Origin of the sequence: Myxococcus sp. CA040A (genome assembly GCF_013336725.1) — a bacterium.
GTDB classification, from domain to species: Bacteria; Myxococcota; Myxococcia; order Myxococcales; family Myxococcaceae; genus Myxococcus; species Myxococcus llanfairpwllgwyngyllgogerychwyrndrobwllllantysiliogogogochensis.
In genome coordinates, this window is record NZ_JABUMR010000003.1 from 80,010 (window position 1) to 105,331 (window position 25,322).

At 69.8% G+C, this 25,322-nt stretch carries 22 protein-coding genes; 6 read left to right on the forward strand and 16 right to left on the reverse strand.

All coding sequences use genetic code 11. The annotated features are described in order from the left end of the window. Together HUA75_RS12630 and HUA75_RS12635 are read right to left on the reverse strand one after the other, a co-directional pair. Positions 1–726, reverse strand: a complete 726-nt coding sequence (locus tag HUA75_RS12630; RefSeq protein ID WP_141640411.1) for a hypothetical protein — start codon at positions 724–726, stop codon at positions 1–3. A 96-nt stretch (positions 727–822) separates the two neighbouring features. Beyond that, entirely contained in the window at positions 823–1,749 is a 927-nt protein-coding gene (locus tag HUA75_RS12635; protein WP_174486557.1) for an NmrA/HSCARG family protein, read from the reverse strand. A 197-nt stretch (positions 1,750–1,946) separates the two neighbouring features. On the opposite strand from HUA75_RS12635, the gene HUA75_RS12640 reads away from it, so the two are divergent. After that, on the forward strand, positions 1,947–2,552 hold the full coding sequence (locus HUA75_RS12640) for a hypothetical protein (RefSeq protein WP_141640413.1): 606 nt from the start codon (positions 1,947–1,949) through the stop codon (positions 2,550–2,552). Between the two features lie 14 nt (positions 2,553–2,566). Here the strand turns inward: HUA75_RS12640 and HUA75_RS12645 are convergent, their stop codons facing one another. From HUA75_RS12645 to HUA75_RS12690, 10 genes are all read right to left on the reverse strand, one after another. Then, complete coding sequence (locus HUA75_RS12645; protein WP_174486558.1) at positions 2,567–2,968, reverse strand: DUF2203 domain-containing protein; 402 nt, start codon at positions 2,966–2,968, stop codon at positions 2,567–2,569. A gap of 103 nt (positions 2,969–3,071) precedes the next feature. Beyond that, the gene (locus HUA75_RS12650) at positions 3,072–4,028 is read right to left on the reverse strand and encodes a hypothetical protein (protein ID WP_174486559.1); all 957 of its coding nucleotides are present in this window, start codon (positions 4,026–4,028) and stop codon (positions 3,072–3,074) included. A 143-nt stretch (positions 4,029–4,171) separates the two neighbouring features. After that, positions 4,172–5,335, reverse strand: a complete 1,164-nt coding sequence (locus HUA75_RS12655) for an alkaline phosphatase PhoX (RefSeq protein WP_174486560.1) — start codon at positions 5,333–5,335, stop codon at positions 4,172–4,174. A gap of 116 nt (positions 5,336–5,451) precedes the next feature. Then, positions 5,452–7,377 (reverse strand): beta-propeller domain-containing protein, encoded by a 1,926-nt coding sequence (locus tag HUA75_RS12660; RefSeq protein ID WP_174486561.1) that lies wholly within the window; start codon positions 7,375–7,377, stop codon positions 5,452–5,454. 124 nt (positions 7,378–7,501) lie between these two features. Beyond that, the gene (locus tag HUA75_RS12665; protein WP_254627552.1) at positions 7,502–7,999 is read right to left on the reverse strand and encodes an endonuclease V; all 498 of its coding nucleotides are present in this window, start codon (positions 7,997–7,999) and stop codon (positions 7,502–7,504) included. A gap of 70 nt (positions 8,000–8,069) precedes the next feature. Next, positions 8,070–9,356, reverse strand: coding sequence for a DUF1444 family protein (locus HUA75_RS12670; protein WP_174486562.1), 1,287 nt, complete (start codon positions 9,354–9,356; stop codon positions 8,070–8,072). Between the two features lie 21 nt (positions 9,357–9,377). Beyond that, positions 9,378–10,103, reverse strand: coding sequence for a c-type cytochrome (locus tag HUA75_RS12675; protein ID WP_254627553.1), 726 nt, complete (start codon positions 10,101–10,103; stop codon positions 9,378–9,380). After that, complete coding sequence (locus HUA75_RS12680) at positions 10,100–11,341, reverse strand: YncE family protein (protein WP_141640420.1); 1,242 nt, start codon at positions 11,339–11,341, stop codon at positions 10,100–10,102. Before HUA75_RS12680 ends, HUA75_RS12675 begins: the two co-directional genes overlap by 4 nt. Further along, positions 11,338–11,967: a hypothetical protein gene (locus HUA75_RS12685; RefSeq protein WP_141640421.1), complete on the reverse strand. Its 630-nt coding sequence runs from the start codon at positions 11,965–11,967 to the stop codon at positions 11,338–11,340. Before HUA75_RS12685 ends, HUA75_RS12680 begins: the two co-directional genes overlap by 4 nt. Before the next feature lie 12 nt (positions 11,968–11,979). After that, positions 11,980–13,332 carry a sialidase family protein gene (locus HUA75_RS12690; RefSeq protein ID WP_141640422.1) on the reverse strand — a complete coding sequence of 451 codons (1,353 nt, stop codon included), beginning with the start codon at positions 13,330–13,332 and terminating at the stop codon, positions 11,980–11,982. A gap of 218 nt (positions 13,333–13,550) precedes the next feature. Here HUA75_RS12690 and HUA75_RS12695 point away from each other — a divergent pair, with 218 nt between their 5' ends. Together HUA75_RS12695 and HUA75_RS12700 are read left to right on the forward strand one after the other, a co-directional pair. Then, positions 13,551–14,765: a cyclic nucleotide-binding domain-containing protein gene (locus HUA75_RS12695; protein ID WP_141640423.1), complete on the forward strand. Its 1,215-nt coding sequence runs from the start codon at positions 13,551–13,553 to the stop codon at positions 14,763–14,765. Positions 14,766–14,792: 27 nt separating this feature from the next. After that, positions 14,793–15,971: a cyclic nucleotide-binding domain-containing protein gene (locus HUA75_RS12700; RefSeq protein WP_141640424.1), complete on the forward strand. Its 1,179-nt coding sequence runs from the start codon at positions 14,793–14,795 to the stop codon at positions 15,969–15,971. 111 nt (positions 15,972–16,082) lie between these two features. Here the strand turns inward: HUA75_RS12700 and HUA75_RS12705 are convergent, their stop codons facing one another. Continuing rightward, complete coding sequence (locus HUA75_RS12705; RefSeq protein WP_141640425.1) at positions 16,083–17,276, reverse strand: OmpP1/FadL family transporter; 1,194 nt, start codon at positions 17,274–17,276, stop codon at positions 16,083–16,085. A 27-nt stretch (positions 17,277–17,303) separates the two neighbouring features. After that, the gene (locus tag HUA75_RS12710; RefSeq protein ID WP_141640426.1) at positions 17,304–20,186 is read right to left on the reverse strand and encodes a hypothetical protein; all 2,883 of its coding nucleotides are present in this window, start codon (positions 20,184–20,186) and stop codon (positions 17,304–17,306) included. 192 nt (positions 20,187–20,378) lie between these two features. On the opposite strand from HUA75_RS12710, the gene HUA75_RS12715 reads away from it, so the two are divergent. Beyond that, complete coding sequence (locus HUA75_RS12715; RefSeq protein ID WP_174486563.1) at positions 20,379–20,903, forward strand: hypothetical protein; 525 nt, start codon at positions 20,379–20,381, stop codon at positions 20,901–20,903. Here the strand turns inward: HUA75_RS12715 and HUA75_RS12720 are convergent, their stop codons facing one another. Both HUA75_RS12720 and HUA75_RS12725 read right to left on the reverse strand, forming a co-directional pair. Beyond that, positions 20,904–21,719 (reverse strand): flagellar motor protein MotB, encoded by an 816-nt coding sequence (locus HUA75_RS12720; RefSeq protein ID WP_141640427.1) that lies wholly within the window; start codon positions 21,717–21,719, stop codon positions 20,904–20,906. A 131-nt stretch (positions 21,720–21,850) separates the two neighbouring features. Further along, positions 21,851–23,845 carry a patatin-like phospholipase family protein gene (locus HUA75_RS12725; protein ID WP_174486564.1) on the reverse strand — a complete coding sequence of 665 codons (1,995 nt, stop codon included), beginning with the start codon at positions 23,843–23,845 and terminating at the stop codon, positions 21,851–21,853. Positions 23,846–24,022: 177 nt separating this feature from the next. On the opposite strand from HUA75_RS12725, the gene HUA75_RS12730 reads away from it, so the two are divergent. Continuing rightward, positions 24,023–24,340, forward strand: coding sequence for a CBS domain-containing protein (locus tag HUA75_RS12730; protein ID WP_141640481.1), 318 nt, complete (start codon positions 24,023–24,025; stop codon positions 24,338–24,340). 257 nt (positions 24,341–24,597) lie between these two features. Then, positions 24,598–25,293 (forward strand): NTP transferase domain-containing protein, encoded by a 696-nt coding sequence (locus HUA75_RS12735; protein WP_141640429.1) that lies wholly within the window; start codon positions 24,598–24,600, stop codon positions 25,291–25,293. Positions 25,294–25,322 lie beyond the last annotated feature (29 nt).

Below are 25,322 nucleotides of genomic sequence, written 5' to 3' on the forward strand. Positions count from 1 at the left end.
TCAGCTCTTTCCCACCCGGAAGGGGATGTCGAGCGTCCCCAACGACTCGCCGCTGTTCGCGTCCACGGGCCGCGCCTGGAGCATGACGCCGTTCTCCCGGCCGGTGACGACCTGGAAGTAGATGAAGCCCTGCACGGTGCCGCCGTCCGCCAGCGTGCCCTCGGGCAGGGCCTTCTGGAGCATGTCCCGCGTGGGCAGGGGCTCCTCGCATTGATACGTCGTGTAGGGCCCCGGGTAGTACGGGCCATAATATGGGTAGAAGGGACTGCCCCACGCGCCTCGCGGTCCGTAGCTCCAGCTGCCGGTGCGCCATGCGGGCCCCGCGCCGATGTATACCGCGCCGCTCCCCGAGCCTCCCGTGCCCTCCAGCGTCCCCTCCACCGACGAGGACGACGCCACCGGCTGTCGCAGGGTGAAGGGTGGCAGCGCGGAGTAGCTGAAGCGCGACTCCGTGCCGACGAGCGAGAAGTCCTCGTAGCGGATGCGCAGCGTCCTGCCGCTCTGGTTCTCCAGTCGTACGTAGACGGGCGTGAGGGCGCGCTCCAGGTTGGAGGGGCTGCCCTTCCACGCGGCGCCATCCGCCACCAAGGTCACCCCCGAGGACTCCGCGACGGCGGTGTCCTTGTCTCCCTGGAGGACCTGGGCCTCCATCGAGGGTTTCAGATTCGATTCAGTGACACAGCCTGCCGCCAGCAACATCGCGGCGACGGGCACGAGCGAGCGCATGAGATGCCTCCTTCTGTTCGAAGGTAGGCAGCGGCAAGGCACGCCGAGCACGCGTGAGCGGCGCCACCCCGGCGCATCGCCAGGGGGCGCGGGGCCTCACTGTTCGGCAGGCGGGGTGACCTCGGCGGCGGCGTGCGGCCAGGCGGGCGAGGTGAGCGCGCTCCAGTCCTGACGCCGCGCCCAGTCCTCGAAGGTGTGCCAGCGCAGGTCCGGATAGCTGTGGCGCAGCGTGAGGATGTCCGCGTGGTAGCCCACCCGGTCCAACCACTCGTACATGGCGGCCAGGTCCTCGCTGCGCTCGCGGATGAAGTCCAGCGGGAGCTGCTCGAAGTGGATGCGATGGCCACTCACCATCGACAGGAGGCCCGCCGCCTGCTGGCCCGTCACCTCGTCCGACGCCACGTCGATGCGCTGGTCCGCGTGGCGCTCCGCGTCCTCCATCACCCGCGTCGCGAAGGCGGCCAGGTCGTCCGTCGTCACCATCTGCAACCCGCGTGAGGGGGGCAGCCCGAAGGCGAGCACTCCCGCCCTCAGTCCCTCCTCGAACATGGGGCTGGTGAAGTTCTCCATGAAGAACGTGGGCCCCAGGATGGTGAAGGGCAGGCCACTGCGGCGCACGTGCAGCTCCACCCGGTGCTTGCTGTCGAAGTGGGGGATGCCCGTCAGCCGGTCCGCTCCCGCCACCGACGCGTAGACCAGGTGCTTCACCTCGGCGAGCCGCGCGGCGTCCACCTGGTTCATGCCGTGGCGTATCTCCGCCTCGACACCTGATTCGAAGGGCGTGGCCATGGCGTAGAACGCATCCACGCCGCTGGCGGCCCGGGCGAGCGTGTCCACGTCGTCGAAGTCGCCCACGGACAGCTCGGCACCCAGGGACTCCAGTGCGCGCGCGGAAGGGGAGTCGGATTGGCGGACATAGGCCACGACGCGGTGTCCCCGGTGAAGGAGGTAGCGCGCCACGGCGCCGCCCTGCCGACCGGTGGCGCCTGTGACGAGCACGGAAAGGGAGTGAGCCCTGGGCATGTGTGAACCTCACGACAGACAGGTCTGCTGGATGTCGGGAAGTTGGGGACGATGGGTGGGTCTGGCGAGCGTGGGAAAGGAGCCGCCCGTGCCCACGGCCGGGCCCGCCGGGCAGGGGGGCAGGCGGGCCCTGGACGTATCCGCCGTGAAGTCCTCGCCCCGTGTGCCCCTCGCGCGTGCCATGTTCCCGCTCGCCCATGAGCAAGCGAGACAAACCGCAGGACTCCGAGCTGGTCGAGGCCGCCCGCTCCCTGGACGAGGGACTGGAGCGATTCGAGGCCCTGGCCCAACAACTCCAGGACGCGCCCCTCCAGGCGGAGAAACACCTGGAGCGAGCCTCCGCCACCTTGAAGGCCCTGGCCGACATGGACGAGCAGTTGCGGGCCCGGGTCAGCGCCCTGGTGGGCGCCATCTCCCAGGTGCGTGACAGGCAGCAGGCCCAGGCCGAGGCCGTGCACGTGCGCGCGCAGGAACTCCAGGCGCGCACCGAGACCTTCAAGGACCTGCTGGTGCGCTACGGCGGCCTGGGGCAGAGCGCGGCGGAGCTCAACGTGCGGATGCAGGAGTTCGCCACGCAGCGCCAGAACGCGAAGACGCCGGAGGAGCAGGCCGCGCTGGCCGTGACGTTCCAGTCCCTGCAGGACCGCATGTCCGAGGTGGCGGACGAGGCCCAGTCGTTGAGCCAGGCCGCGGAGCAGAGCGAGTTCAACGACATCGCGCGGCAGGCGGACTCCCTGCGTCAGCAGTTGCTGGCCGCGCGCAACAAGATGACGTTGCTCCAGAAGAGCTTCAACGGCGGCTGAGCCGAGAGTGTGGCTCAACTGAGGTACGTGGGGGCGAACTCGTCCGGACTGTCGATGGGACGTCGCCCTGAGAAGCCGTCGTACATGCCATGCCAGTGCGAGACGGCGGCCTCTCCGATGCGCCAGCACAGGTACACCGGTTCGTCACCACGGTGGGCTCGGAAGTCGACGAGCCCCTGCGCGCCTTTGATTTCCAGGCCCATCTCGTGGAAGTGGTGCAGCTCGGTGCGGACCCTCTCCAGCAGGGCATCGCGCTCCTCGCGCAGCGCCTCCTGATTGGACAGGGCCTTGCCCTCGGGGGTGCCCAGCGTCTCCACGAGCTGTTGCACGCGCTCCACCCACGGGCGGATGTGCTCGAAGGTGCGGCTCAGCAGGGGCACCAGTCGGTTGGCTTCGTCGACGCTGAAGTAGCGCATGGCCGTGGAGCATGCAGGGGTCTGCCTCGCCGCCGCCATCGCTCGTTTTCCGGAGCGCGGACAACCGCACGGAGTCGGCGGGCGTGTGGAGACGTGTCGACGCTCAGCCGCGCAGCAGGGAGGTGTGGTTGTCCTGCAGCCAGCGTTGGGCGGTGTCTCGCAGCGGGAAGGTGTCTTCTCGCTGGAGGAATGCGGGCGAGTGGCCTGGGGTGCAGCGTCCCTCGGCGTCGAGGCTGGAGCCGCCCTCTTCGTGGAGGTCGGCGTGCAGCATCGAATGGAAGACGAGGTAGTCCACGACGAAGGCGGGGACGTGGGGGCGGTCCAGGGCGGGGTGGATGCGGATTTCCCGCAGCCGTGCGTCGTAGCCGCCCAGGTGGATGGTGCGCCGGCGACCCTTGGAGGGGCGTCGCGCCCAGCCGATGTCCACGCGCACGCGGCCGTCGAACCAGTCCGCGTTGAGGCGTGACTGCACGGCGCGCAGGTCGTAGCAGCGGCCCCGGGTGCGCAGGGCCTTGCCGGGCCGACGCTCGCGGCGCACGAGTCCCTGGCGTTCGCGGGCGTAGGCTTCCAGCAGCTCACCGGCGCTCGCGTCGGACCGGATGGCATAGCGGGCGATGGCACGCACGACGTCGTCGGGGGCTTCGAGGAAGAGGTGGTGCACGCGCAGCCGCAGGCCCTGGGCGACGCGGCGGAAGCTGACCAGCGTGGCGCGGTTGTCGGTGAGTCGAAGGTGGACCGGTGCACCCAGCTCCACGGCCAGGCGGCGCGCGAGGCTCGCGGCCTGGAGCAGCGCTTCTTCACGCTCGGGCAGGCGGCGCTCGGGGGCGGGCTCGTCGTGCTCGGAGAAGAGCGGGGCGGTGGTCGCCTCGACATCCTCGGCGAAGCGAGGCGCGGGAGCGGGCTCGTCGCGAACGGGAAGTGCCGCCGCGCGCCGTTGCTCCTCGCGACCTGAGCGCGCGGTGGAGGCTGGCTCCTGCGCGCGGCCGGGCTGGGGCGTCGACGCGGGCCGTTCGGTCCGCACCGTGTCGAACAGCCCGAGCTGTGAGGGGGGAACTCCCATCGCTACCGGAAGGTATGCCTCCAGAGGGGGCGGTTTCCAGAGGAACGCTCGTCCGCCCGGTCACCATCCGACACGCGGGCTCTGAAGGAGGGCTGTCCGATCACGTCTGACGAGCCGTCTTGGGGGCTTGCTGCCACGGTCCCCTAGCCACGGGCGCGGAAGGGGCCCTTCACTTCGTACGTCACCCCGCGCCTGTCCGAGCCGCGCTGGGAGCTGAAGTAGAGCCGCTTGCCATCCGGGCTGAACGCCGCGCCCGCCAGCTCCGAACCCGCGTGCCCCATCACCTGGAGGAACGGCGTCACCTTCCGGTCCGGCGTGAGCAGGCACATCTGCAAGTCATCTCCGTCCTCGCAGATGAACAGCTCGCGCGCCCGCGACACGGTGACGTTGTCCACGCCGCGCAGGGGCGCGTTTGGATACGTGGCCGCGTCGTAAAGCACCTCCAGCCGCCCCGTCAGCGGCGTGAGCGCCCACACGCGGTTGTCGTGCTTCGTGGTGAAGTACACCACGCCGCCGTCGTACCAGCAGCCCTCACCACCCGGGAACGCGGTGGTCTCCCTCCCCGCCGCCTGCATCGCTGCCGGAGCCTGGGGCGACACGGGCACCCACTGCACCTTCACTCCCGTGCGAGGGTCTCCCATCACGCGAGCCGCCTCCAGCGTGCCCTCCTCGAGCGAGGGCCACTTCGCCGAAGTGAAGCGGTAGAGCCGCCCCGTGGGCGTGTCCTCCGTGAGGTACAGCCGCCGGCCAATCGGGTCCACCGCCACCGCTTCGTGCGTGAACGCTCCCAACGCGGGCCGCGCGACGCCCTGTCCCGGTCGTGAAGGATCACACTCCCAGACGAGCCCCCTCGGGTGTTCCTCGCAGGACAGCCAGGTCCCCCACGGCGTGGGGCCTCCCGCGCAGTTGACGTGGGTGCCGGAGAGGATGCGCCAGGCGCCCGTGACGTTGCCCTTCGCGTCGAAGCGCACCGAGGACACACCGCCATCCGGTGTCGTCTCGCTGTTGCACGCATAAATCCAACCGCCGTCCGGCTGGGCGAAGCAGGCGCCCCCATCCGGGGCCATGTGCCACGCGTAATCCGTGCCCGGCACCACGTCCCCACTCCGGGCAATGACGCGGGACGTGAAGCCGCGCGGCAGCCGAAGCCCCTGGGCATCCGGGCTGTCCGCCAGCGGCCCGTAGGGGCCCGCGCCGACGCTCGGTGTGGCTGGCGCGGCGTACACGTTGCGCCAGAAGCCGAGGCTCCCCAGGGCCAGCGTGCTGCCCCCCAGGGCGGAGAATCGCAGGAAGTGACGGCGGTGCATGGCCCGCGTTGTCTCGCAGGTCCCGCCTCAGGGGAAGCGCTTCGGAGTCACGCTCCGGTGGGCACCGCGCCCGAGTCGTCCCGCGCGGTGCCTCTCTCCACCCCAGGCAGCCGGGCTCAGCGGCCCGGTTGCAGGTAGCTCACGCGGAAGGACTCCTCCACGGCGCGCTCGGTGAGGTGGGCCTCCACGAACTCGTAGCCCATCAACGCGAAGATGCGCTCCCGGTAGAAGATGGGGCGCGCGTTGCCGTACCAGTCCGTGCACGACTTCGTGCACGCGTCGTCGCCCATCTCCACCGAAGCGCCCAGCGAGCCCAGCGTCGTCAGCTCCAACTCCGGGTCCACCCGCACGAAGGACACCTCCGCGGAGCCGTAGCGCAGCGAACTCCAGGCCCCACCCTGGAACCGCAGCGGGAGCCCCATCACCCCGCCTCCCGAGCCGTCCGGCTTGAAGAAGAAGCCATGGCTGCGCGACTCGCCCTGCTCGGCGCCGGGGCGCAGCAGCGTGCCTCTCAGCTCGGGCCCGCCTTCCCCGAGCGCCACGGTGGTGAGTCGCAGGCCCAGCGTGTTCTCACCCACCACCAGCGCGCTGCCCGCGCCCAGCGGCTCCAGGCGTGTCACCGTGTGGCCCAGGGACAAGCGATGGACATCCCAGGGCGCGCGCACGTCCGTCACCCAGACCGCGCGCTCGCCCGCGGTGGTGCTGTCGTCGTAAGCCTCGCCCGAGCCCCACAGCACGTGGTTGCCCACGAAGCGATTCTGGAGCGTGCCCTCCTGGGGGCCGGGGAGCGTGGTGAAGTCCTCGGGGCGAAGGCTGGTCAGCTCCGGGGAGAACGCGTCCAGCGGCGCGCGCAGCAGCGCGAAGCGGCCGTCGCCCGGGGTCAGCTCCGGGCCCCACATCGAATCGCCCTTGCCCGTGGCCACGAGCAGCGCATCCAGGTGTCCATCCTCGTTCTGCCGGAAGGAGAACTGGTCCACCGGGCCGCCGCGCGCGCGCAGGGCTCCGGGCTCGCCTCCGTCCAATGGCAGCCGGTACACCACGGAGTCCCGAGGTGTCTTCGCGTCGCGCGTCTCGCCCTCCACCGTCCACGACTCGTAGCCCGGGTTGACCCAGAGATACACCGCGTCGCGCGACACGTAGAAGGTCCGCGCCGGCGGCCCCATCAGCGCGTTGCCCGTGCAGGTGAAGTCCCGCGCGTCCAGGTCACAGCGCACCACCATGTGCAGAATGGGCCACAGCGTCGTCTGCACGGGCTTGAAGACGTCGCTCCGCGAGAGCATGGGTCGCCAGGGCGTCCTGTCGTTGTCTCTCATCCAGCTCTGCACGGACGGCATCATCATCCGTTCGCTGCCCCACCACGCCAGGGGGTACGGCATGTAGAAGACGAGAGTGCCGCCCACCAGCCGGCTCGCGTAGTTGCGGCTGGAGTAGTAGTCGCCGGCGTTCAGGAAGTGCGTGCCCTCGTGGGTGAGCACTCCGGCGTCATCCAGGCGAAACAGGCCAATCTCCGTGGCGCTCAGCGTGGAGCTGTAGCCCACGACGATGACGCGACGGCCATACACGAGCATCTCGTCATACCAGGTGCCGAAGGTGAATCCCGGCGCATGGGCGTCCACCTGACTCACCGCCTCCAGCGCACCCTCCGTCTGTCGCACGGTGAAGAGTCGGCCCCGGCGCAGCACCACGAACCAGTCACCCACGGCCTTGACGATGTCTCCCTCGTCGACGCCGGCCTCCTGGTTGTTGGTGATGGAGGGCTCCCCCGACCCGGGCGTCTGCGTGGGGGGCTCCATGTCGGAGCCTGTGCCGCCACAGCCGACGACAGGGCCGCCGCCCGTCGACAGGCTGTTTCGAATCGCCTCGAGCTGCTTCACATGGTTGTCGAACGTCTGCTCCGACTCGAAGCGCTCCAGCCGCGTGAAGGTGATGGAGGCGACTTCCTCGCGGGTGAGGTCCCGGCGCTCCGGAGGGCAGGCCGAGACGACGAGGACGAGCAGCAGGCCCGTGACGAGGTGATGTCGTTGAAGGCGGGGTGGACGCATGGGGTCCAGTCCCAGAGCAAGGCGCATACCAGGGGTGTGGGCTCCTTCCTCCGAGGGAAGCAGCCCCCGCGAGGCGGTCTGGATGGCGCGTAAGCGCGACGCGCGTGTCAGGGGTGAAGCGGGCTCACGACTCGCGGCACAGCCGGTCCACGCGGCCCAGCAGGGTGGGCAGCCGGGAGGGGCCGTGCATGCGCTGGACGAGCTCGGCGGCGGTGGTGGAGCCCAGGCCCACGGCGCTGACGAAGAGGGGCCGCTGGCTCTGGCCGCGCAGCACGGGCAGGGCGACGTCGCTGGAGTGGAAGGACGTCTTGGCCACGCCGATGACGGGCACCGCGCGGCCGAGTGCCTCGTACAGGTGCGCGCCCAGGCCCGGCTTGTCCTGTCCCAGCCAGACGTAGCCGTCGACGACGATGGCCTCCAGCGGCTCCGGCACCAGGGCGAGCACGCGCAGCAGGTGAGGCAGCTCGCGGCGGTAGAACTGGCCGGGCTCATAGGCCGCCGCGGGAGGGCCCCGGTCCACGTGGTGCGCGGCCTCCGAGGCATCGGCCCAGTCGCGAAACACGACGCACGCGGCCACGGTGACGTCATCGCGGTAGTCCACATCCACGCAGGCGAGCATCATCATCTCCTCGGGAGCACGGCCTCCGGCGGACGCGGAGGCGTTCGGTCGGCTGACGTCGCGCGAAAGGGCCTCAGTCGTCCGCGTACGCCGCCAGGTCCACCTGGGCGGCGCGCAGCTCGTTGAGCACCGCGTTCGAAGGCCACGCGATGGTGCGGTAGCGCGGCGGCCACAGCTCCGGCATGAACGAGAGGTATCTGGAGGCGATCCGCTCCACGTCGAGGTAGGCGACCATGAAGAAGTCCTCCTCGCCCGCCTGGATGGCCACCACGTCCGTTACCGGCAGCAGCGTGTCCACGTCCTTGCTCCAACTGGACCAGCTGATGGGCCGGTTGTCCTGCTCGCGGACCAGGACGCCGAAGCTGGCGACGAACACGTCCACGTCTTCCGCCGCGTGCTGGGCCTCCAGCAACTGCTTCTGGGTGGCGTACTCGCCCATCGCGAGGCGCAGGTGGCCCCGGCGCACCAACTGCGCGAACTCGTCGTTGCCGGCGAGCCGGTAGGGCACTACGTGCCCGGCGTCGTCCACGGTGTAGAGCGCGGGGGAGATGCCGCGAGTGCTGGCTTCGTGCTCGCGCTCGGCGAGCGTGCACAGTCGCTTGAGCAGGGCCGGGTCCCCGTCACCCGCGATGACGAGCGTGGAGCGCGTGGGGATGATGGCGATGGGGCGGCCATTCACGCGGGCGGTGAAGGACGCGAGGAAGCCCGGGTGCAGCAGGCGAGAGGCCTCATAGGTGTCATTGGAGTCCACGGACCACAGCGGGCTCGGATTCTCTTCTTGGAGCTCCACGCCGGACGCGTGGATGCGGTCCAGATTGGCGAAGGCCGCCTTGAAGGCCTTCGCCTCGGAGACGCCCCACTCCTTCAGGTGGTCGTGCTGCACGTACATGGTGGCGTCGGGCAGGTCCAACACCAGCAGCTCTCGCAGGAAGGGGATGGTGCGGCGCCCCACCATGGGGCGCGGGCGGGACTCTCCCGGTGGCGCCATCAGGCCGAACGTCGCCGAGCGCACCACGGGCAGCAGCCTCTTCCGCGCCTCCTTCCACGAGAGCTTGTCCCTGCTCTCCCCGGCGAAGGCCGACAGGAAGCGGCCGATTTGCTGGGCGCGCTCGTCGGGAGACACCTCGCGCGTCTCCGCGAAGAGGTTGTCCAGGTACATCTGGACGGCTTCCCCGTTCTTCAAGAACCGCAGGCCGTAGTCATCCGGCAGCCGCGTCACTTCCGTCACCGTGGGGACGGCCTTCAGCGCCGCCTCCATCTCGCGCCACAGGTACTCGCGCGGGCTCACCGTCTCGGGCGGGCTCGCGGATGACTCCGAGCCCGCCTTCGCCAGACCGAAAAGCTTCTTCCAGAAACCCATGCGGGCTTCCTTACTACAGCACTACAGCCCCAGGTACGTGAGCAGTGCTCCCATATCCGCGTCTGAGAGGGATTCCAGGCTGTACGCGGGCATGTTGCCGCCAATGTGGAAGAACTGGCCGTGTCTCACCTTCTCGATGACGACGAGTGAGTGAGGAATCCCTGGAAAGAGTTCATCGTAGTCATGTGTCACTTCCGGGAGGATGGAGGCCATCTCCGTCAGCCGCCCCTCGCCGGTGTGAAGCGCGCCGTGACACTCCTGACACGCGGCTTGATACACCCCCTGTCCGCGCTCCAGGCTGCCGCGAGGGACCTCCTGGATGTCCTTCACCACCGTGTAGGGCAGCGCGGGGGCCTGGGCATCCGGGCTGATGCTCACCAGATACTCATACAGCGCGCGGCTCTGCGGAGAGTCCTCGGGCAGCTTCTGCACGCCGCGCATGAAGCTGACGTAGCAAAAGTTCACCGCGTCCAGCAGGTTCGTCTCGTAGCCGCCCCACCAGTGGGGGCGCGAGGCCACGTTGTAGAGCGTGTAGCCGGAGTCCATCCGCCCGTTCAGCGGCGTGGGCGTCGTCGCGTGGCACGTCGCGCAGGAGAAGTCGTTGAACTGGCTCTCCGAGAAGCGCGCGTCGCGGAACAGCAACTCTCCGTACTCCGCCGCGTTCACCGGCTTCGCATCGTCACCGCATGCCGACGCGAGGGTGACGAGCGCCACGAAGGGCAGCATCTTCCAGGCCGTGTGGCTCATGGCTGCCCCCGCAGGATGCTCACCGAGTCGGGAAAGATGCCGACCCGCACCGTGTTCACGACAGTGCCCTGCGCCAGATTCACCGAGTGCAGCGTTCCAGGACGCACGTGGTCTCCCTCGCAGACGACCAGCGCGTGGCTTTCGTCCGGGGTCAGCTTCGCCTGGTGTGCGTTGAGACAGCCCGCGGGCGCCAGGTCCACCTCGCGACGGATGAAGCCCGTGGCCGCGTCGATGATGGCCAGGGCCTCCACGCCTTGATACGGCATGTACAGCGTCGCCCCGTCCGCGCTGATGTCACCGAACATCGGCGAGCCCGCGAGGCGAATCGTCCGGGCCGCGTTCATGGCGTGCGTACGCGCCTCGAGCACCTGCACCTCGCGGCTGCTCATGGAGCTGACGAAGACATCCCCCGTGGTGGGCGACATCGTCAGCGCGTAGGGCTGGTGCCGGGGCGCCGTGGCGGTGCCCGCGTTGTTGGCCACCTTCACGCGAGGGGCCTCCGTGGTGGGCGCGGAGAGGTCGACGATGGCCACCTCGTCCGACCAGCAGGCGATGTAGGCCGTGCGCTCGTCGGCGGACAGTCGGATGGCGTGCGGCGCGGGGCACACGTCCACCATGGCTTTGCGAGTCATCGTCTTCGCGTCGATGATGGCCAGCCGCGCGTACATCTCCTTTTCGATGCCGCCGCGACGCGCCACCTCCGCGATTTTCAGCGTGTCGAAGTGCGTCTGGTACAGCGTGTTCCCGTCCTTGCTGACGATGACGTCGCCGGGGTTGGGGTCCACGCGCACCGAGCCCACCAGCCGGTTGTCGCGCGCGTCCAGCTTCAGGCAGTAGCCATCATCCGCGCCGCTGCCGTGCGCGCCGTGAGGACCGGAGCCTCCGCCCGGCACGTAGTTGGAGATGCCGACGTAGTAGTGGCTCCCATCCGGCGACACTGCGGTGTGGTGCGGCCCTTCCAGCTCCACCGGGTTGAGCCCCACCGGCACGCGCGCCAGCTCGCGCCAGCCCGGGGTCGTCGCGCCCTCCAGCTCCAGCAGGCTCAGCGTGTCGTCCAGGCTGTTGGTGATGATGACGCGTCCACCGGGCCCGGGAGGCGGCACGCCCGTGCCCGTCACCCACGGCTCCGGATGCGCATACTCGAGGCCTTCGGGTGGCTTCACGCCGTCGAAGGGACTCGAGTCGTCGCTGCAGGCCGCGAAGGCGAGCCCCAGCGCGCAGACCCACGCGTGCCTCATGGTGCCTCCTGGATGCGGATGGTGACGGGCTGGGCCAGACGGTAGGGGCCCTCGGTGATGCGGTTCTGGAGCAGGTACGCGCTCACCACCTGGACGGAGAGGTCCTGTCCCGCGCTCGCCTTGAGCGTGTCCCAGGTCGCGGCGTCGAGCTGCCACTCCAGGTTCGACGTGAGCATCTCCACCGGGCACTCGCGCCCGGGCACGGTGACTTGCACCCAGTGGATGTCGCCGGTGAAGGGCGGCAGGTGCGCATGGGCGGTGGGCAGCACCCACTCGCCGACGCGCGCGAGCATGGAGCGGGCCGTGTCGAAGGGGCTCGCGGGGGACACGGGGCGGGGCAGCGCGCTGGCCAGGGACGAGGCCCACGTCCACTTCGGCGGCGCGTCGTTGACCGAATACGTGGTGCCCGTCGTGGGCAGCGCGAGCTGCGCGGCCTCCGTGCTGTCCGCGGGCTGGTCCTTCGCGTCGACGAGCGAGCGCCACGCCTCGTCGGTGGCGTCACCGCCGTAGAGGGGCTCGCCGCACTTCGACTCAGGCTCCCCGTCGTCGCCACAGGCCGTGGCCGTCAGGGAGAGCAGGGCGACCAGGGAGGAGGTCCAGAGCGGCTTTCGCGAAAGGGGCTTCATGAGGGGACCTGTTCAGTTCTGGCGCCGCCGACCACGGCGCAGCAGGGTGAGGGTGGAGAGCAACAGCAGGACGGGCACCATGTTCCCACCCATGGCCCCGCATCCGCCCGAGCCCTTGGGGGTAGGCAATGGTTTGGGAGTGGAGCCCGCGTCCTCGGGGGTGCCGGCATCCTCGGGAGTGCCCGCGTCCCCGGGAGTGCCCGCGTCCTCGTCGGGCTCCCCGGGGGGCCCTTCCGGGTAGAGCGGCGCGCCGAGTTGCTCCGCGAGCTGCGGCCACTGGCTGGGGCACAAGTCTCGCACGGGAGTGCCCTTCGGGCAGTGGTGCGTGCCCTGGATTTCGTAGAGGCCGAACAGGGGCTGCCAGGTGTCGCCCTCGTCGGTGCTGCGCGCCAGCGCCCAGTCGTGCAGCCAGGTGGAGCCGCAGCCGTAGAGCGTCTGCCCGTCGCGCAGCACGCACGCGTTGCCCGTGGGCAGCGACAACATCTGCAGCGGGCCGGTGGAGGGGCCCCGGAAGAAGTGGTTGAGGGTGCCCACCCACGCCGTCTTCCCGTCGGCGGACAGCTCCATGTTGATGAAGACGTCGTTGATGGTGGAGACGATGTTCAGCGTCTGGCCCGCGTCGTCGCTGCGCAGCAGGTACGTGGCGCCCTGGGCGGACACGCGCGCCCACAGCACGTCCGGCGATGTGGGGTCCGCCGTCTCCACGAGCAGGTCATACGGCAGCATCAGCTCCGGCAGCGGGTGGGCCACCTCGGTCCAGGTCTCGCCCGCGTCATCGCTGCGAAAGAGCAGCAGCTGGTTCTCCGCGTTCTTGCCGCTCACGTAGAGGCGCTGGGGGTTGGCCGGGGACACGCGCACCGCGTTGAGTACCAGGCCCAGGCGCATGAGCGGCGAGGGGGCCCACGTCTCACCTCCGTCGTAGGAGCGATAGACGCCGTTGGGCCTGCCGTGGCGGGAGGTGACGACGTAGAGGATGCGGTCGTCGGTGGGATGCGCGGCCAGCCCCGCCACCCAGGTCTCCTTGAAGTAGGGGTGGGTGTTCCAAACGCAGCCGCCGTCGGGCGAGCGCAAGAGCGCGCTGCCGGTAGCCGCCACGATGTCGCCCGCCTCGCGCCACAGGTAGGCGTTGGGGCTCCATCCGCCGTAGCCCATGGCCGTCGGGCATATCCACCTGAAGGTCTTCCCGCTGTCGCGCGAAATCACCGCGCCGAACGTCGCGCCCAGGAAGAAATCCTCCGGGTGACCTCGGCGGAGGGTGACGTTGGAGGTCTCCGGCAGGCCCGCGTGCGCTCGCGCCGTCCCTCCGACACCCAGGACCCACAGGGTGACGAACAGGCTCCAGCGGCGCATGTGGCGAGTCGTCATGATTCGGGCTCCAGGGGGTATGGGGGCCGGCCCATCCCGGACGATAACGCCTGGATGGCCGACATATAGCGGCGGGCTTTGGATGGACGGGTGTGGCGCTTCGCCACATGCGCGGAGTCCTGCATCCACCACTTCCACGCCGTCGGTGCGGGGGGCTCGCCTCCTGGCGGCCGGTCTGCTACGGACGCGGGAGACTGAGTCGCAGGGGGGAGCACGACATGGCGGGGGCCGCGAAGGTGTCCGACCTCATTCTGGACGAGGGCGCCAAGGGATGGAGTGTGCCCGTGGGAGGCCCGGGCCGTGCGGTGTGGGAGGCGCTGATGCAGGCAGCGGTGGATGTGGCGGTGCGGGCCTACGAGGACCTGTCGCCGGTGCAACGTGAGCGGGTGCTGGAGGAGTCCGGGAACGTGCCTGCCCAGGCGCGCTCGGCCCTGGTGGACGTGCTGCGGCGCGCCCGGGACTTCGCGGGCGCGGCCCGTCTCCTGGAAGCCCAGGGCGCGGACGCGCAAGCCGCGGCGCTGCACGAGCAGGCGGGCGCGTTGATGCTGGCGGCCGAGGCGTGGCTGCGCGCTGGAGAGCGGGCGCGCGCGGCGGCGGCCTTCGAGAGCGCGGGTGCGCTGGAGCGGGCCCTGGAGCTGTACCGCGCGCTCGACGCGCGCGAGTCCATGGCCCAGTGCCTCACCCGACTGCAGCGTCCGCTGGAGGCCGCGGAGCTGTACCACGCGCTGGGCTACGCGCACGCGGAGCTGGAGGCGCTGCGCGGCGTGCCGCCCGAGCATCCTCGGCGGCGCGAGGCGGTGCTGCGCATGTGCGCGCTGCTCGACGAGCAGGGTGAATCCTGGCGCGCCCTGGTGCTGCTGGCGGATGCGCGGCAGGAGTCCGCGGACGCGCGCGCGGACGAGGTGCTCCAGGCGGAGCACCTGCGCCTCTTGCGTCACCTGGGCCTGGGGGACGGCACGTCCTCGTCCCACGAGTCCGCGCCCGTCACGGAGCGGGCGAGCGCCGCGCCCGACGGGTACGAGTACCTCAAGGCCATCCCCATCTTCGGTGAGCTGGCGCTGGAGGACCTGAAGGACTTGTTCCGCATGGCGCAGCAGGTGGCCATCCCCGAGGACACCACGGTGCTGGAGAAGGGCGCGCGGGGCACGGGACTCCTGGTGCTGCTGGAGGGCACGGTGGACGTGTCCAGTGGTCCGGGCCTGGACGCTCGCCGGCTCAACACGCTGGGGCCGGGCGCGTGGCTGGGGGAAATCAGCCTCATCCTGGATGGTCCCACGTCCGCGCACGTGCGCTCACGCTCGGCCGTCCGGGCGCTGAGGGTGACTCGCGCGGACTTCCAGCACTACCTGGCCACGCACGAGGCCGCGGCGCTGCGCATCTACCGGCTGTTCACCCACAACCTGGCGGAGCGGGTGCGCGCGCTGAGCGCCTAGGACCCGGGGTGGCGGTAGGATGACGGGATGGCGGACATGCGTGGCGTGGGGAAGGCGCGGGCCGTGGAGCTCGCGAGCCAGGGGAAGCTGGAGGAGGCGCTGGGGGAATACCAGGGCCTCTTGAAGTCCTCCCCTGACGACGCGGACGTGCGCCAGCGGGTGGCGGAGTTGCTGGAGTGGCTGGGCCGGACGGCCGACGCCGCGGCGGCCCACGAGACGGCGGCGCTGGCGTGGGCGAAGGTGGAGGAGCCCCTGCGCGCGGTGGCCGCGTGTGTCGCCCTGTCCCGGCTGGGTGCGTCCGACGCCGCGAAGCTGCGGTGCGCGCGGGCGCTGGCCGAGCGCTTCGCCCATTGTCCGGGGGTTGTCGCGGAGCGCCCCGTGCCGCTGTTCTCCCGGTTGAGCCGCGAGGACTTCGTGGCGCTGGTGGGCGTGCTGGAGGTGCGCGCCTTCTTCCCGGGCCAGGCGGTGGTGGAGGAGGGCGCGGCGGGCGCGTCCATGTTCGCGCTGGTGGAGGGCCGCGCGGAGGTGGTGCGCGCGCTGGAGGACGGTGCGCGCGGCGTGGTGGGCACGGTGGTGCCCGGGGACTTCTTCGGAGAGCTGGCATTGGTGTCCGAAGGTCCCAGGCTGGCCAGCGTGGTGGCCACCGAGCGCGCCGTGCTGCTGGAGTTGACGCGCGCGAGCCTGACGGCGGTGGCCGTGCGTCACCCGGGCGTGGGCGAGGTGCTGGAGGACTTCTACCGACGGCGACTGGTGGACAACCTGCTGCGCAGCAATCCGCTGCTCAGTCGGCTCACGGCGGAGCAGAAGGCGGCGCTCTCCCACGACTTCATGCTGCGCGCGGTGGCGCCCGACGAGGTGCTGCTGGCGCAGGGTCAGCCGGGGGATGCCTTCTACGTGTTGCTGCGGGGCCGGTGTACGCCGTGGCTGGAGCAGCCGGGTGGGCGGCGCATGCCGCTCACGGAGCTGCGAGAGGGGGACGTGTTTGGTGAAATCTCCCTGCTCTTGGACAAGCCGGTGTCCGCGACGGTGCGCGCGGATGTGAAGGGCGTGGTGCTGCGGCTGCCGCGCGCCGCCTTCGAGAAGCACCTGCTCAGCCAGCCCGGCATGAAGGGGCTGCTCATGCGCATGGGCACGGAGCGGCTGCAGAACTCCGCGCGCGTGCTGGCCTCCGGCCGCGTGCTGCACGACGGGGATTTGCGCGTCTGAGCCGGGCCGTGGTGCGTGCCCTGGAAATGACAACGCCCGGGCCCCCATGAGGGAGACCCGGGCGTTTGGGACTTCCGGCTCGCGGTGAGGCGGGCCGGAGGTGTCAGCCGACTACATCGAGTAGCCGAGCGTCAGACCGAACACGTGCGCGGAGCCGTTGTACGTGCCGGAGATGCCCGGCGCGGAGCTCTCGTTGTCGGCCAGGCTGACGAACTGGTAGCCGAAGTCCGCGCGCAGCGAGTTCCAACGGTAACCCGCGCCCACGGAGACGCCGAAGCGGTCCGCGTCCGGGAGGTCCGGGGTCAGCGTGCCGCCAGGACCCGGAGCCGGGTCCAGGATGAGGCCGGCGCGGACCTGGAGAGCGGGCGTCACGCCGTACTCGGCACCCAGGTGGTAGTTCCACTTGGCGCGCCAGCGCTTGGGCAGCGGGTTGTTGATGGCCGGGTTCTCCGGGAACTCGATGGCGAGCTCCTGGAACGAGGACCAGTCCACCCAGTTGGCGTCGAACGCAATCGTCAGGTTCTCCAACGGGGTGACGGCCAGACCCCACGCCACCGTCGCGGGCAGCGTGACGTCACCTTCCACCGGACCGTCCGGCAGACGCGACTGGAACTCCGCGGGCACGTTCTGGAAGTCCGCGTTGCCCTTGAAGGTCAGGTCCGCGGAGCTGCGGTAGTGCAGGCCCATGGTGACCCACTTGGGCAGCAGCACCGCCTGCACGCCCAGGTTGTAGCCCACGCCCCACGACGCGCCGCCCAGGTGCACCTGGCCTTCGCTTTCGACGAAGCCCAGCGCGCGCTTGAGCTCCAGCGTGCCGCGGTAGATGTTCAGACCCGCGCCGACGCGGAACCGCTCGTGGAGCTGGTACGCCGCGGTGGGGTTGATGTTGTAGACGGCCATGGCCGACTCCTGGGCCTTGAAGCGGCCCACGAAGTCATCCACCCAGCGGCTGTTCGCGCCGAACGGCGTGTACACGCCCACGCCGACCGCGAAGCGGTCGAAGGGCTTGTACACGGCGAACAGGTGCGGAGGAGGCGACAGCGTCGTCTTCTGGCCCTGCTCGGTTCCGTTCACCGGGGTGAACTTGATGCCGGGGAGGATGCCGGTGTCGCCAATCTGCACGTCCAGCTTGTTCACACCCAGGATGTTCGCGGCGTTCGAGTAGATGGCGGACGAGTCGTCCAGCCACGCGGCCGCCGCGTTGCCCATGCCCGTGGAGCGGGCGCTCTGGGTGTTGATCTGGAAGCCGGCGGCCTGGGAGGAACCCGCGGCCAGCAGCGCTACGAGGGACAGTGTCTTCTTCATGTGAGTCATTCCCCTGAGTCCTGTCCGTTACGGAGTGGCCGCGTCGCCCGTGTTGAAGAAGTTGACGACCTGGGCCTGAGCCGTGTCGCGCACGGACTTCAGGAACGGGTTGCCCGGGTCAGACGGGTCGGAGATGAGCAGGAACACGTGGCGCGTCTGCGTGGGCAGCAGGTCGACTTCCGCCATGTAGCTCTGCACCGTGCGGGTGCTGTCGCGGTTGGCCGCGGCGATGAGCCCTTGCGTCACGGGGTTCGGAATCACCTCGTCACCCTCGATGTACTGGATGAACGCCTCGCGCTCCGCGGGAGCACCCTCCAGGTTCTCCAGCTTCCAGCCGTAGTTGCGAGGAGCGGCCGGGTCCAGGATGGTGCGAGCCAGGACGATGAACTCGTCGAAGGCCGGGGTGCCGGAGACGCGGCCCACGGACTCCAGGAAGCCCAGGAAGCCCTCGCGGCGGGCGACGAACGTCGGGTTGACGGACGTCAGGAGGGTGTCCACCAGGTCACCGCCCGGGACGTTGAGGACGGTGCGGCGCACGCGCGTGTTGACGGACGCGGACAGGGCGCCCTGGAAGCCGCCCAGGCTCTGACCCACGTAGTCCACCGTGGCGGCGTTGAGCGTGGCGCCCGGGACGACGGTGCCCAGCTGCGTGCGCAGGCCGTCGCTGGCCAGCACGCGGGTGAGCTGCGAGAAGTCCACCACGTGGTGGCGGAAGTTGTCGCGCGTGGCGAACAGGTTGGTGAGGTTGAGGAAGTTCCAGCTGGAGACGAGCGGCGGGGACGACGCGGACGCGCGGCGGAAGTCGCCGCCCTCGCACTTGGCCGTCGTCACGCTGCACACGCCCTGGCCGGCAGCCTGGCACGCGAGGTCGCCACCCGCCTGCGGGTTGCAGGCGTTGGGCGACGCGGAGATGCAGCGGCCGTACGTGGGGCTGTTGGCCGTCACGTCACAGGTGGAGCCGGTGGCGCAGGCCTGGTCCGGGGTGGTGATGGAGCCCAGCCCCGACGCGGCGGTGATGCCCGCGCAGCTGGTGCGCTCGCCGTGGAGCACGGTGTCCATGGCGGCCACCGCGTAGCCAGCCTCGTTGAGCTTGTTGACGATGGGGAGCACGGAGGTGCGGTTGCTGCCCAGGCCGTGACCGAAGACGACGACCTTGTAGCCGGTGGCCGGAGGCGCCGAGGCGGGCAGGAACAGCCAGAACGGGATGTGGTCCAGGCGCGTGGGACGCAGGGGGTTGAGCGCGCCGTTGACGTCGTCCAGCAGGATGGGCGACAGGAACGCGCCGACCAGGGCCTTGCCCACGTGCGGGTGCTCCAGGCCGTTGGCGTCCATGGCGCCGGTGAGCTGGGCCGTCTGGTCCACCATGTACAGCGGCGTGGTGGGCACCGGGGTGGGCGCCTGGTTGAGCTGGGCCAGCACGGTGTGGGTGCTCTGCGTGGTGAACGTCCACGCGAGCAGCACGTCCTTGCGTTCAATCTTGAAGTTCGCGGCCAGGCTGTCGAACAGCGGCTTCATGCCCGCGCGGATGGGCTCCAGCGCGGCGGCGGTGCCGTCCGGCACCGCGGCGACCTGGCTCTTGCCGTCGACGAACAGCGGCGACGACAGGCGCATCAGGGCCTGGGGACCGGTGGCGGCGACGAAGTTGCCCTTCTCGTCCTTGGCGCCACGCAGGAGGATGACCGCGTACTGGGTGGCGGGGTCGAGCGGAACCTCGGGGATGATCTGCAGCTGCTGGGGCGCGGGGTCCGCGGCGCTGCCATCGCGCTTCCGGCTGGAGGCGCAGTTGAGGCACACCTTGACCTTGGGCGTGGTTCCGCCCGGGGTCAGCTTGACGAACAGCAGCTCCTTGCCCAGCCGGACGGTGTTCATGTCCAGCTTGGCGTCATTGTCGATGACGCCGCGGGTGGCGCTGTTCTCGGAGATGATGGTCGCCGTCGTGGACCAGCCGTCCAGCGTGTTCAGGCCCTTGATGAGGTCCTGCACCGTGCCGGCCGTGGGGGGCACGGGCAGGTTCAGGTGCGCCGCCGCCGTGGCCGTCTTCGGCGTGCGCAGCAGGTCGTTGGGGAAGGGGATGGTGCTGGTGCTCGGATCGAACGTCGCTTCCGGCTGGTTCAGGATGGAGAAGGTCCACGCCAGGACGATGTCGTCGCGGTTGACGGAGAACTTCGCCGACACCGCGTTGAGGACGTCCTTGTAGCCCAGGCGCAGCTGCTCCAGGCGCTTGGCGCTGTTGAGCTGGTCCGCCAGGCGCTCGGCCGGGTCGGTCTTGATGGACGGCAGCAGCTCCGTGTTGAGGCGGCAGTCCGGGGACGCCAGGTCCTGACCAGGACAGGTGACGAGCGGCTCGCGCGAGCTGGCGAAGGACCAGGTGGCCGAGGCGATGATGGGCTTGTCCTGGTTGGTCCTCACGCCATCCTTGCCACCGATGATGGCCACCGCGTAGCGGCCACCCTTGGGCCAGCCCTGCGGCTGCGGCGGGATGACGGTGATCTGGTTGGTCTCCGGGCGGTAGCCGATGGTCGCCGTGACGGGCTTCGCCAGCTCCGTGCCCTCGTAGAGGTCGATGACCTTGACCGTGTCCGAGTTGACCGTCGCCGGGTTCAGGTCCTTCACCAGCGTGGTGGCGATCGCGGACGTCGGGAAGCCATTGAGCGTGTTGAGGTAGTCCCGGGTGAACTCCTGCTCGGCTGCCGGCGCCTTCGGGTTGATGGGCGCCGCGACGATGTTCGAGCCATCCGGCAACTTGGCGATGGCCAGGTCATTCGGAGACGGCACGACAGCCGGAGACGCCGAGGGGTCGAACTCCGCCACGACGACATCCGCCGCGTTCGGAGGTGGGTCCTGCGCGATGTCTGGATCACACGCTACCGTGCCCAGGGCCAGGGCCCCGAGGAACAACGCCTTTTTCATGGGTACAACCCCCTCCGAGTCCAGGTTTGGACTTCAGGACTAGGTGACAGTCGCGTGGCGTACCACGTCCGTGGGTTGGCCGGAAGCGACGGGACTTGACGCGTTGTGTCACTCATGCATCAGCGTATGCGGGAGTGGCACAGACTGTCTTTGACACACTGCGCTGGAGCCAATCACCGGTACGCTGAGCGGATGAACCGACTGCTGAGTGTGCTGGTGATGTGCATGGCGATGGCGGCGTCCGCGGAGGAGGCCGGGGGCCTGGCGTGGACGGCGCCGGCGGAGTGGGCGGCGCAGGGCGAGCGGCCGATGCGCGCGGCGACGTACAAGCTGCCGGCGGCGAAGGGGGACACGGAGGGCGGGGAGCTGGCGGTCTTCTACTTCGGGCAGGGGCAGGGCGGCGCGGTGGACGCCAACGTGAAGCGGTGGCTGGGCCAGTTCCAGACGGCGGAGGGCAAGCCGGTGGACAAGGTCGCGAAGACGAAGACGGAGAAGCTCAACGGGATGCCGGTGACGACCGTGGACGTGAAGGGCACGTACATGGGCGGCGGGCCGATGATGGGCCCCTCCACGCCGAAGCCCGGCTTCCGTCTGCTGGGCGCGATTGTGGAAGGCCCCGAGGGCGCCCTCTTCTTCAAGCTGACGGGCCCGGAGAAGACGGTGGCGGCCTCGGAGAAGTCCTTCCGCAAGCTGTTGGAGTCGGTGAAGAAGAAGTAGCTAGCGGCTGTCCCGGGCCGTCTTCAGGGCGGCCTTCTTCGCGGGCAGCTCTGGAATCAGCAGCACCTCGATGCGCCGGTTGCGCGCGCGGCCCTGAGGGGTGGCGTTGGCCGACACCGGCCGCGTCTCTCCGTAGCCCGCGGCGATCATCCGGCGCGAGCGCACCCCGCCATGCTCCTCCAGGAAGCGCACCACGTTGACGGCGCGCGCCACGGACAGCTCCCAGTTGGTGGGGAAGGTGGCCTGCAGCTTCTGCGACGGCGGCGAGTCATCCGTGTGGCCCGACACCTGGATGGCCTTGTCATCCACCTTGGCGAGCACGCCGCCCAGCCGCTTGAGGACCTCCTGGCCGCGCTTGCTGATGCTCGCGTCGCCGGAGTCGAAGAGCACCTTGTCCACCAGGTCCACCTGGATGCGGCCCTTGGCTTGGGACAGCTTGATGGCGCCTTCGGCGATCTCCGACTTCATCTTGTCCTGGAGGTCGTCATAGGTGTCCTTGAGCTTGGCCAGCTCCGCCTCCTGCTCCTGCACCGTCTGGGAGAGCTGCTCCTTCTCCGTGCTGAGCTGCTCCTTCTCCGACGACAGCTTCGCGTGCTCCGTCTCCAGCGCCGCGAGCTTCTCCTCCGCCTGCTTGCGCGCGGCCTCCGCGTCACGCGCGCGCGCCGTGGCCTCGTCCGCCGCCTTGCGCGCCTCTTCCGCTTGCGCCTGCGACTGCGCCGAGCCTCGGTGCGCCAGGTACAGCACTCCGCCCGCCAGCAGCACCACCAGCACCGTCACCAGCCAGGGCACCCAGGCCCGCCCTCGCTCCGCTTGCATCAAGACCTCCCAGGGGGATGTATGCGAGCCACCGTAACGACGGCACCCAGGTGCGCCTCAAGGCGCCCCGGGTGCGTGAAGGTGTCTGGAGGTTCAACCTTGCAGCAGGGGCGCAAGCCCCACACCGTGTGTCAGAAAGGGAACCAGGAAGGTCGCACGCTGCGCACGTCGCTGAGCGAGTGAGACAGCTGCGCGCCGAAGTCGTTGAACGCCTGGCCATCCAGCCACATGGATTCAATCTGTTTCTGGCCGAGCCGCACTTCGTGACGTTTGCCATTGGCGGCGGTGGCGACGACGGTGTCTCCGCCGTTGTACGTCACCTGGAACTTCTCGCCCCAAATCTGGACGGGCTCGCTGAACTTCAAGTCCTTGGGCACCTGGGTCACCATGTTGGTGCCGCGCGAGCCGGGGACCTTCATGTCATCCATGAACTCGCGCAGGAAGTCGCGCGTCACTTCGCGCGTCTGCCCATCCAGGATGGGGTCCACCTTGTTGTCGTAGCCGAAGCCCAGGATGCTGTTGCCCTGCTTGGGGTTGTCCAGGTTCCACGTGGGGACGCTGAGCATGAACTGGTTGGCGCCGGGCTTCGCCTTGTCGCGCCAGTCCTGGGCCTCGGTGGCGTTGTCCTTGAGCAGGGCCAGGCCGTTGAAGCCGTTCCACACCACGTCGTCCGTGTCGAGCTGGCCGGTGGGCAAGGGCTTGGGCTGGGCGGTGCCGTTGGACGGGTGCGTGCCACCGCGCGGCTGGAGCGACGCGCCAATCTGCGGCAGGTCGTTCTTGTTGTAGCCCATGGGCAGGTTGTCCAGCGTGCCACCGTCCACCAGGTGCATCTGCCGGCCGGTGACGGGGTCCACCACCTGCACCGGCTCGAAGACGCCGGGGATGGCCATGGAGGCGCGCATGGCGAGCGCCACGGGCGTGTCCGGCGTCGTCTCCTGGCTGAAGACGAAGATGCGGTCCTGCGCGCTCTTGAAGCCGCCGTTGGGAACGGCGCTGTCGTAGGCCTTGGCGGCGACGAGCTGGAGGGGAATCTTGAGGTCGGCGAACGTCACGGGCCGGTCCGTGATTCCGGTCAGCTCGCGCAGCTTCTGGTCGAAGAGGTCATACGCGGCCTGGCCATCCAGCAGGCCGCCGTCGTTCAGGTCCAGGTCGGCGTCATACAGCTTGCCCAGGCGCGGGTCCTTGGCCACGTCCTCCACCTGCTTCGGCGTGGCGCCCGTGGCGGCGAACGCGGCGGCGATGGAGCCCGCGGACGTGCCCGTCAGGCTCACCGGCACCACGCCCATCTCGCGCATCTCCGTCAGCATCGCCGCGTAGCGCTTGCCCTTGCCGCCACCGCCCTCCAGGCTCAGGTGCACGCCCATGGGCTCGCCGCCCTGCACCGGCATGCCCGCCTCGGCGCGGTTCTGGGCGACGGAGGCCGTGTATTCGGCGGCCTTCTTCGCGTCGCCCCCCGCGACGATGTCCAGCGCCGCGGGCGGCTTCGTCACCGGCGTGCCCGTGGGGAAGCGGCTGGCGTGGACCTGTCCGTTGGGCAGCTCCTTCGCCAGGAACTGCGGATCCAACCAGAGCGAGCCGGGTCGCGGCGCGGTGGTCCGCGTGTAGCCCGTCTGCTGCGTCAGCGCCCCTTCCGCCTTCTCCAGCGCGGCCTTCACCTGCGCGTAGCGCGGATGCGTGGAGGGCAGCATGTCCAGCTGCGCCGACAGCGAGCGCACTTGACCCAGCGCGTCACGGAAGCCCTTCGTCTGTTCGACGAGCTGCTTGCCCTGCTTGTCGTCAATCTTGGGGGGCAGGACGCGCTCGAGGACCTTGCGAAGGTCGCCCAGGTCCACGTCCAGCAGCTTGTTCAGCGGAATCTGAAGCGGCTTGCCGGTGAGGGTGATGCCCTCCCAGGGCTTGCCGCCGGTGCCGGCGAGCTGGGGCAGGCCCAGCTTGGACAGGTCCGGCAGCTTCGCCTCGAAGCGGTCCACCACCTGGTTCGCCGCGCGCGCCACGTTCTGCAGGCCCTGGCCCATCCGCTCGAGCAGGTTGGGCTTGGGGGCCTCCGCCTTCTGCGGCTGCACGGGCTCCGGGGTTCGACGCGGTGCGGCAGACGGTGTGGAGGACGGCAGGGACTTGATGCTCATCGCGGTGGCTCCACTTCGGGACGCGTCGAGGGGGTGGCGGGCTGCCTGGAGATTATCGCTCACCGGCCGTCCCAGGTTGTGTGTCGCCTTTCGGAAGTCGTCCGGGCCCGGCAAGGGCCTTGCTTAGGGGTGGATCAGAGGCGCCTGACGCCTGCTTTATGGAGGCCTTCCGTGACGATGTGCCGCAGCCCCGAGTTCGAGATGCTCGTTGCCCATGCCGTGACGCTCTTCCCCGAGGACACCGTCCTCTCGGCGCTTCAGGTGATGCACCGTCATGGGGCGCACGCGCTGCCGGTGGTGGATGGCCGGGACGGAGCGTGGTTGGGCGAGGTGTCCCAGCATGAGCTGCATCGGCTGTCTTCCTTTGCGCCGCTCGCGCGGCTGGCTGAAATTCTGACCGCCAAGGCGCTGGCGAGCACGGAAGAAAAGACCGCCGCGTCCGTGCCCGCCTCGGCGCTGCTGCTGCACACGCCGCCGCCCCGGTGGCTGCATTGAGTCTTTCGCGGGCAGGTGGCCGGAGGGCAGGGGAGGCGAGCCTCCGGGGTGGTACGAACGAGCAGGCGGCCCGTGCCTCTTCCGGCGCTGCTCGCGCGTGCTCGCGCTCCTCTCACACGGCTCGCGAAGTGACTGGGGGCCGTCTGACGGCTAGCACCGGGGGGTGGGCTCAAAAACCACCGCGGAGGCCACAGCCTGTTCCCGGTGGCCCCGGGCCAGCTGGCACTCGATTCCCCGGGGGACGGAGGAGGCTTGGTATGAAGGCAGTGGCGATCATCCTCGCATCGGGCGAGGCCCGGCGGATGGCCCACCCCAAGGCGCTCATCCTGCACGAAGGCGACAAGAGCTTCCTTCAGTCGCTGGCGTCGACCTTTGGCAAGGCGAGCTGTCAGGTGCTGGGTGTGGTGGGGAAGGATGCTGAGGCCGTGCGCGAGCAGCATCCGGGGCTGGACCTGGTGGAGTCCGAGCAGTGGAAGGACAGCCAGATGGCCTCGGTGAAGGTGGGGTTGGACGCGGCGATGGAGGCCGGAGCGGACGTCGTGCTCCTGCATCCGGTGGACATGCCAGCGCTCCGGGCCACCACGGTGAAGTCCTTGCTCAAGTTGATGGGAGAAGCGGAGGAGGCGCTGCGTCCGGAGTTCGAGGGGGCACCTGGCTGGCCGGTGATGTTGTCGCGGGCCGCGGCGGAGCGGCTGCGGGCGGCGGAGGGTGACCAGCTGGAGGTGGTGCTGAAGAACATGAAGGTGCGTCGGGTGCCGTTGAAGGACCCGGGCGTGATTGTGAACATCAACGGCCCGGAGACGTACGAGCGGCTGTTCGGCTCGGAGCCGAAGCTGGCGCCGCCGCCCAAGCGCCGAGGCACCGGCAAGCGGCCGTCCTCGGGGCTCACCACGGTGGCGGATATCGGCGGCGGGGGCGGTTCGGTTCCCATGGCCGCGTCGCCGGACGAGTAAGAACTGGAGGGCCGGGGCTCCCTCAATCG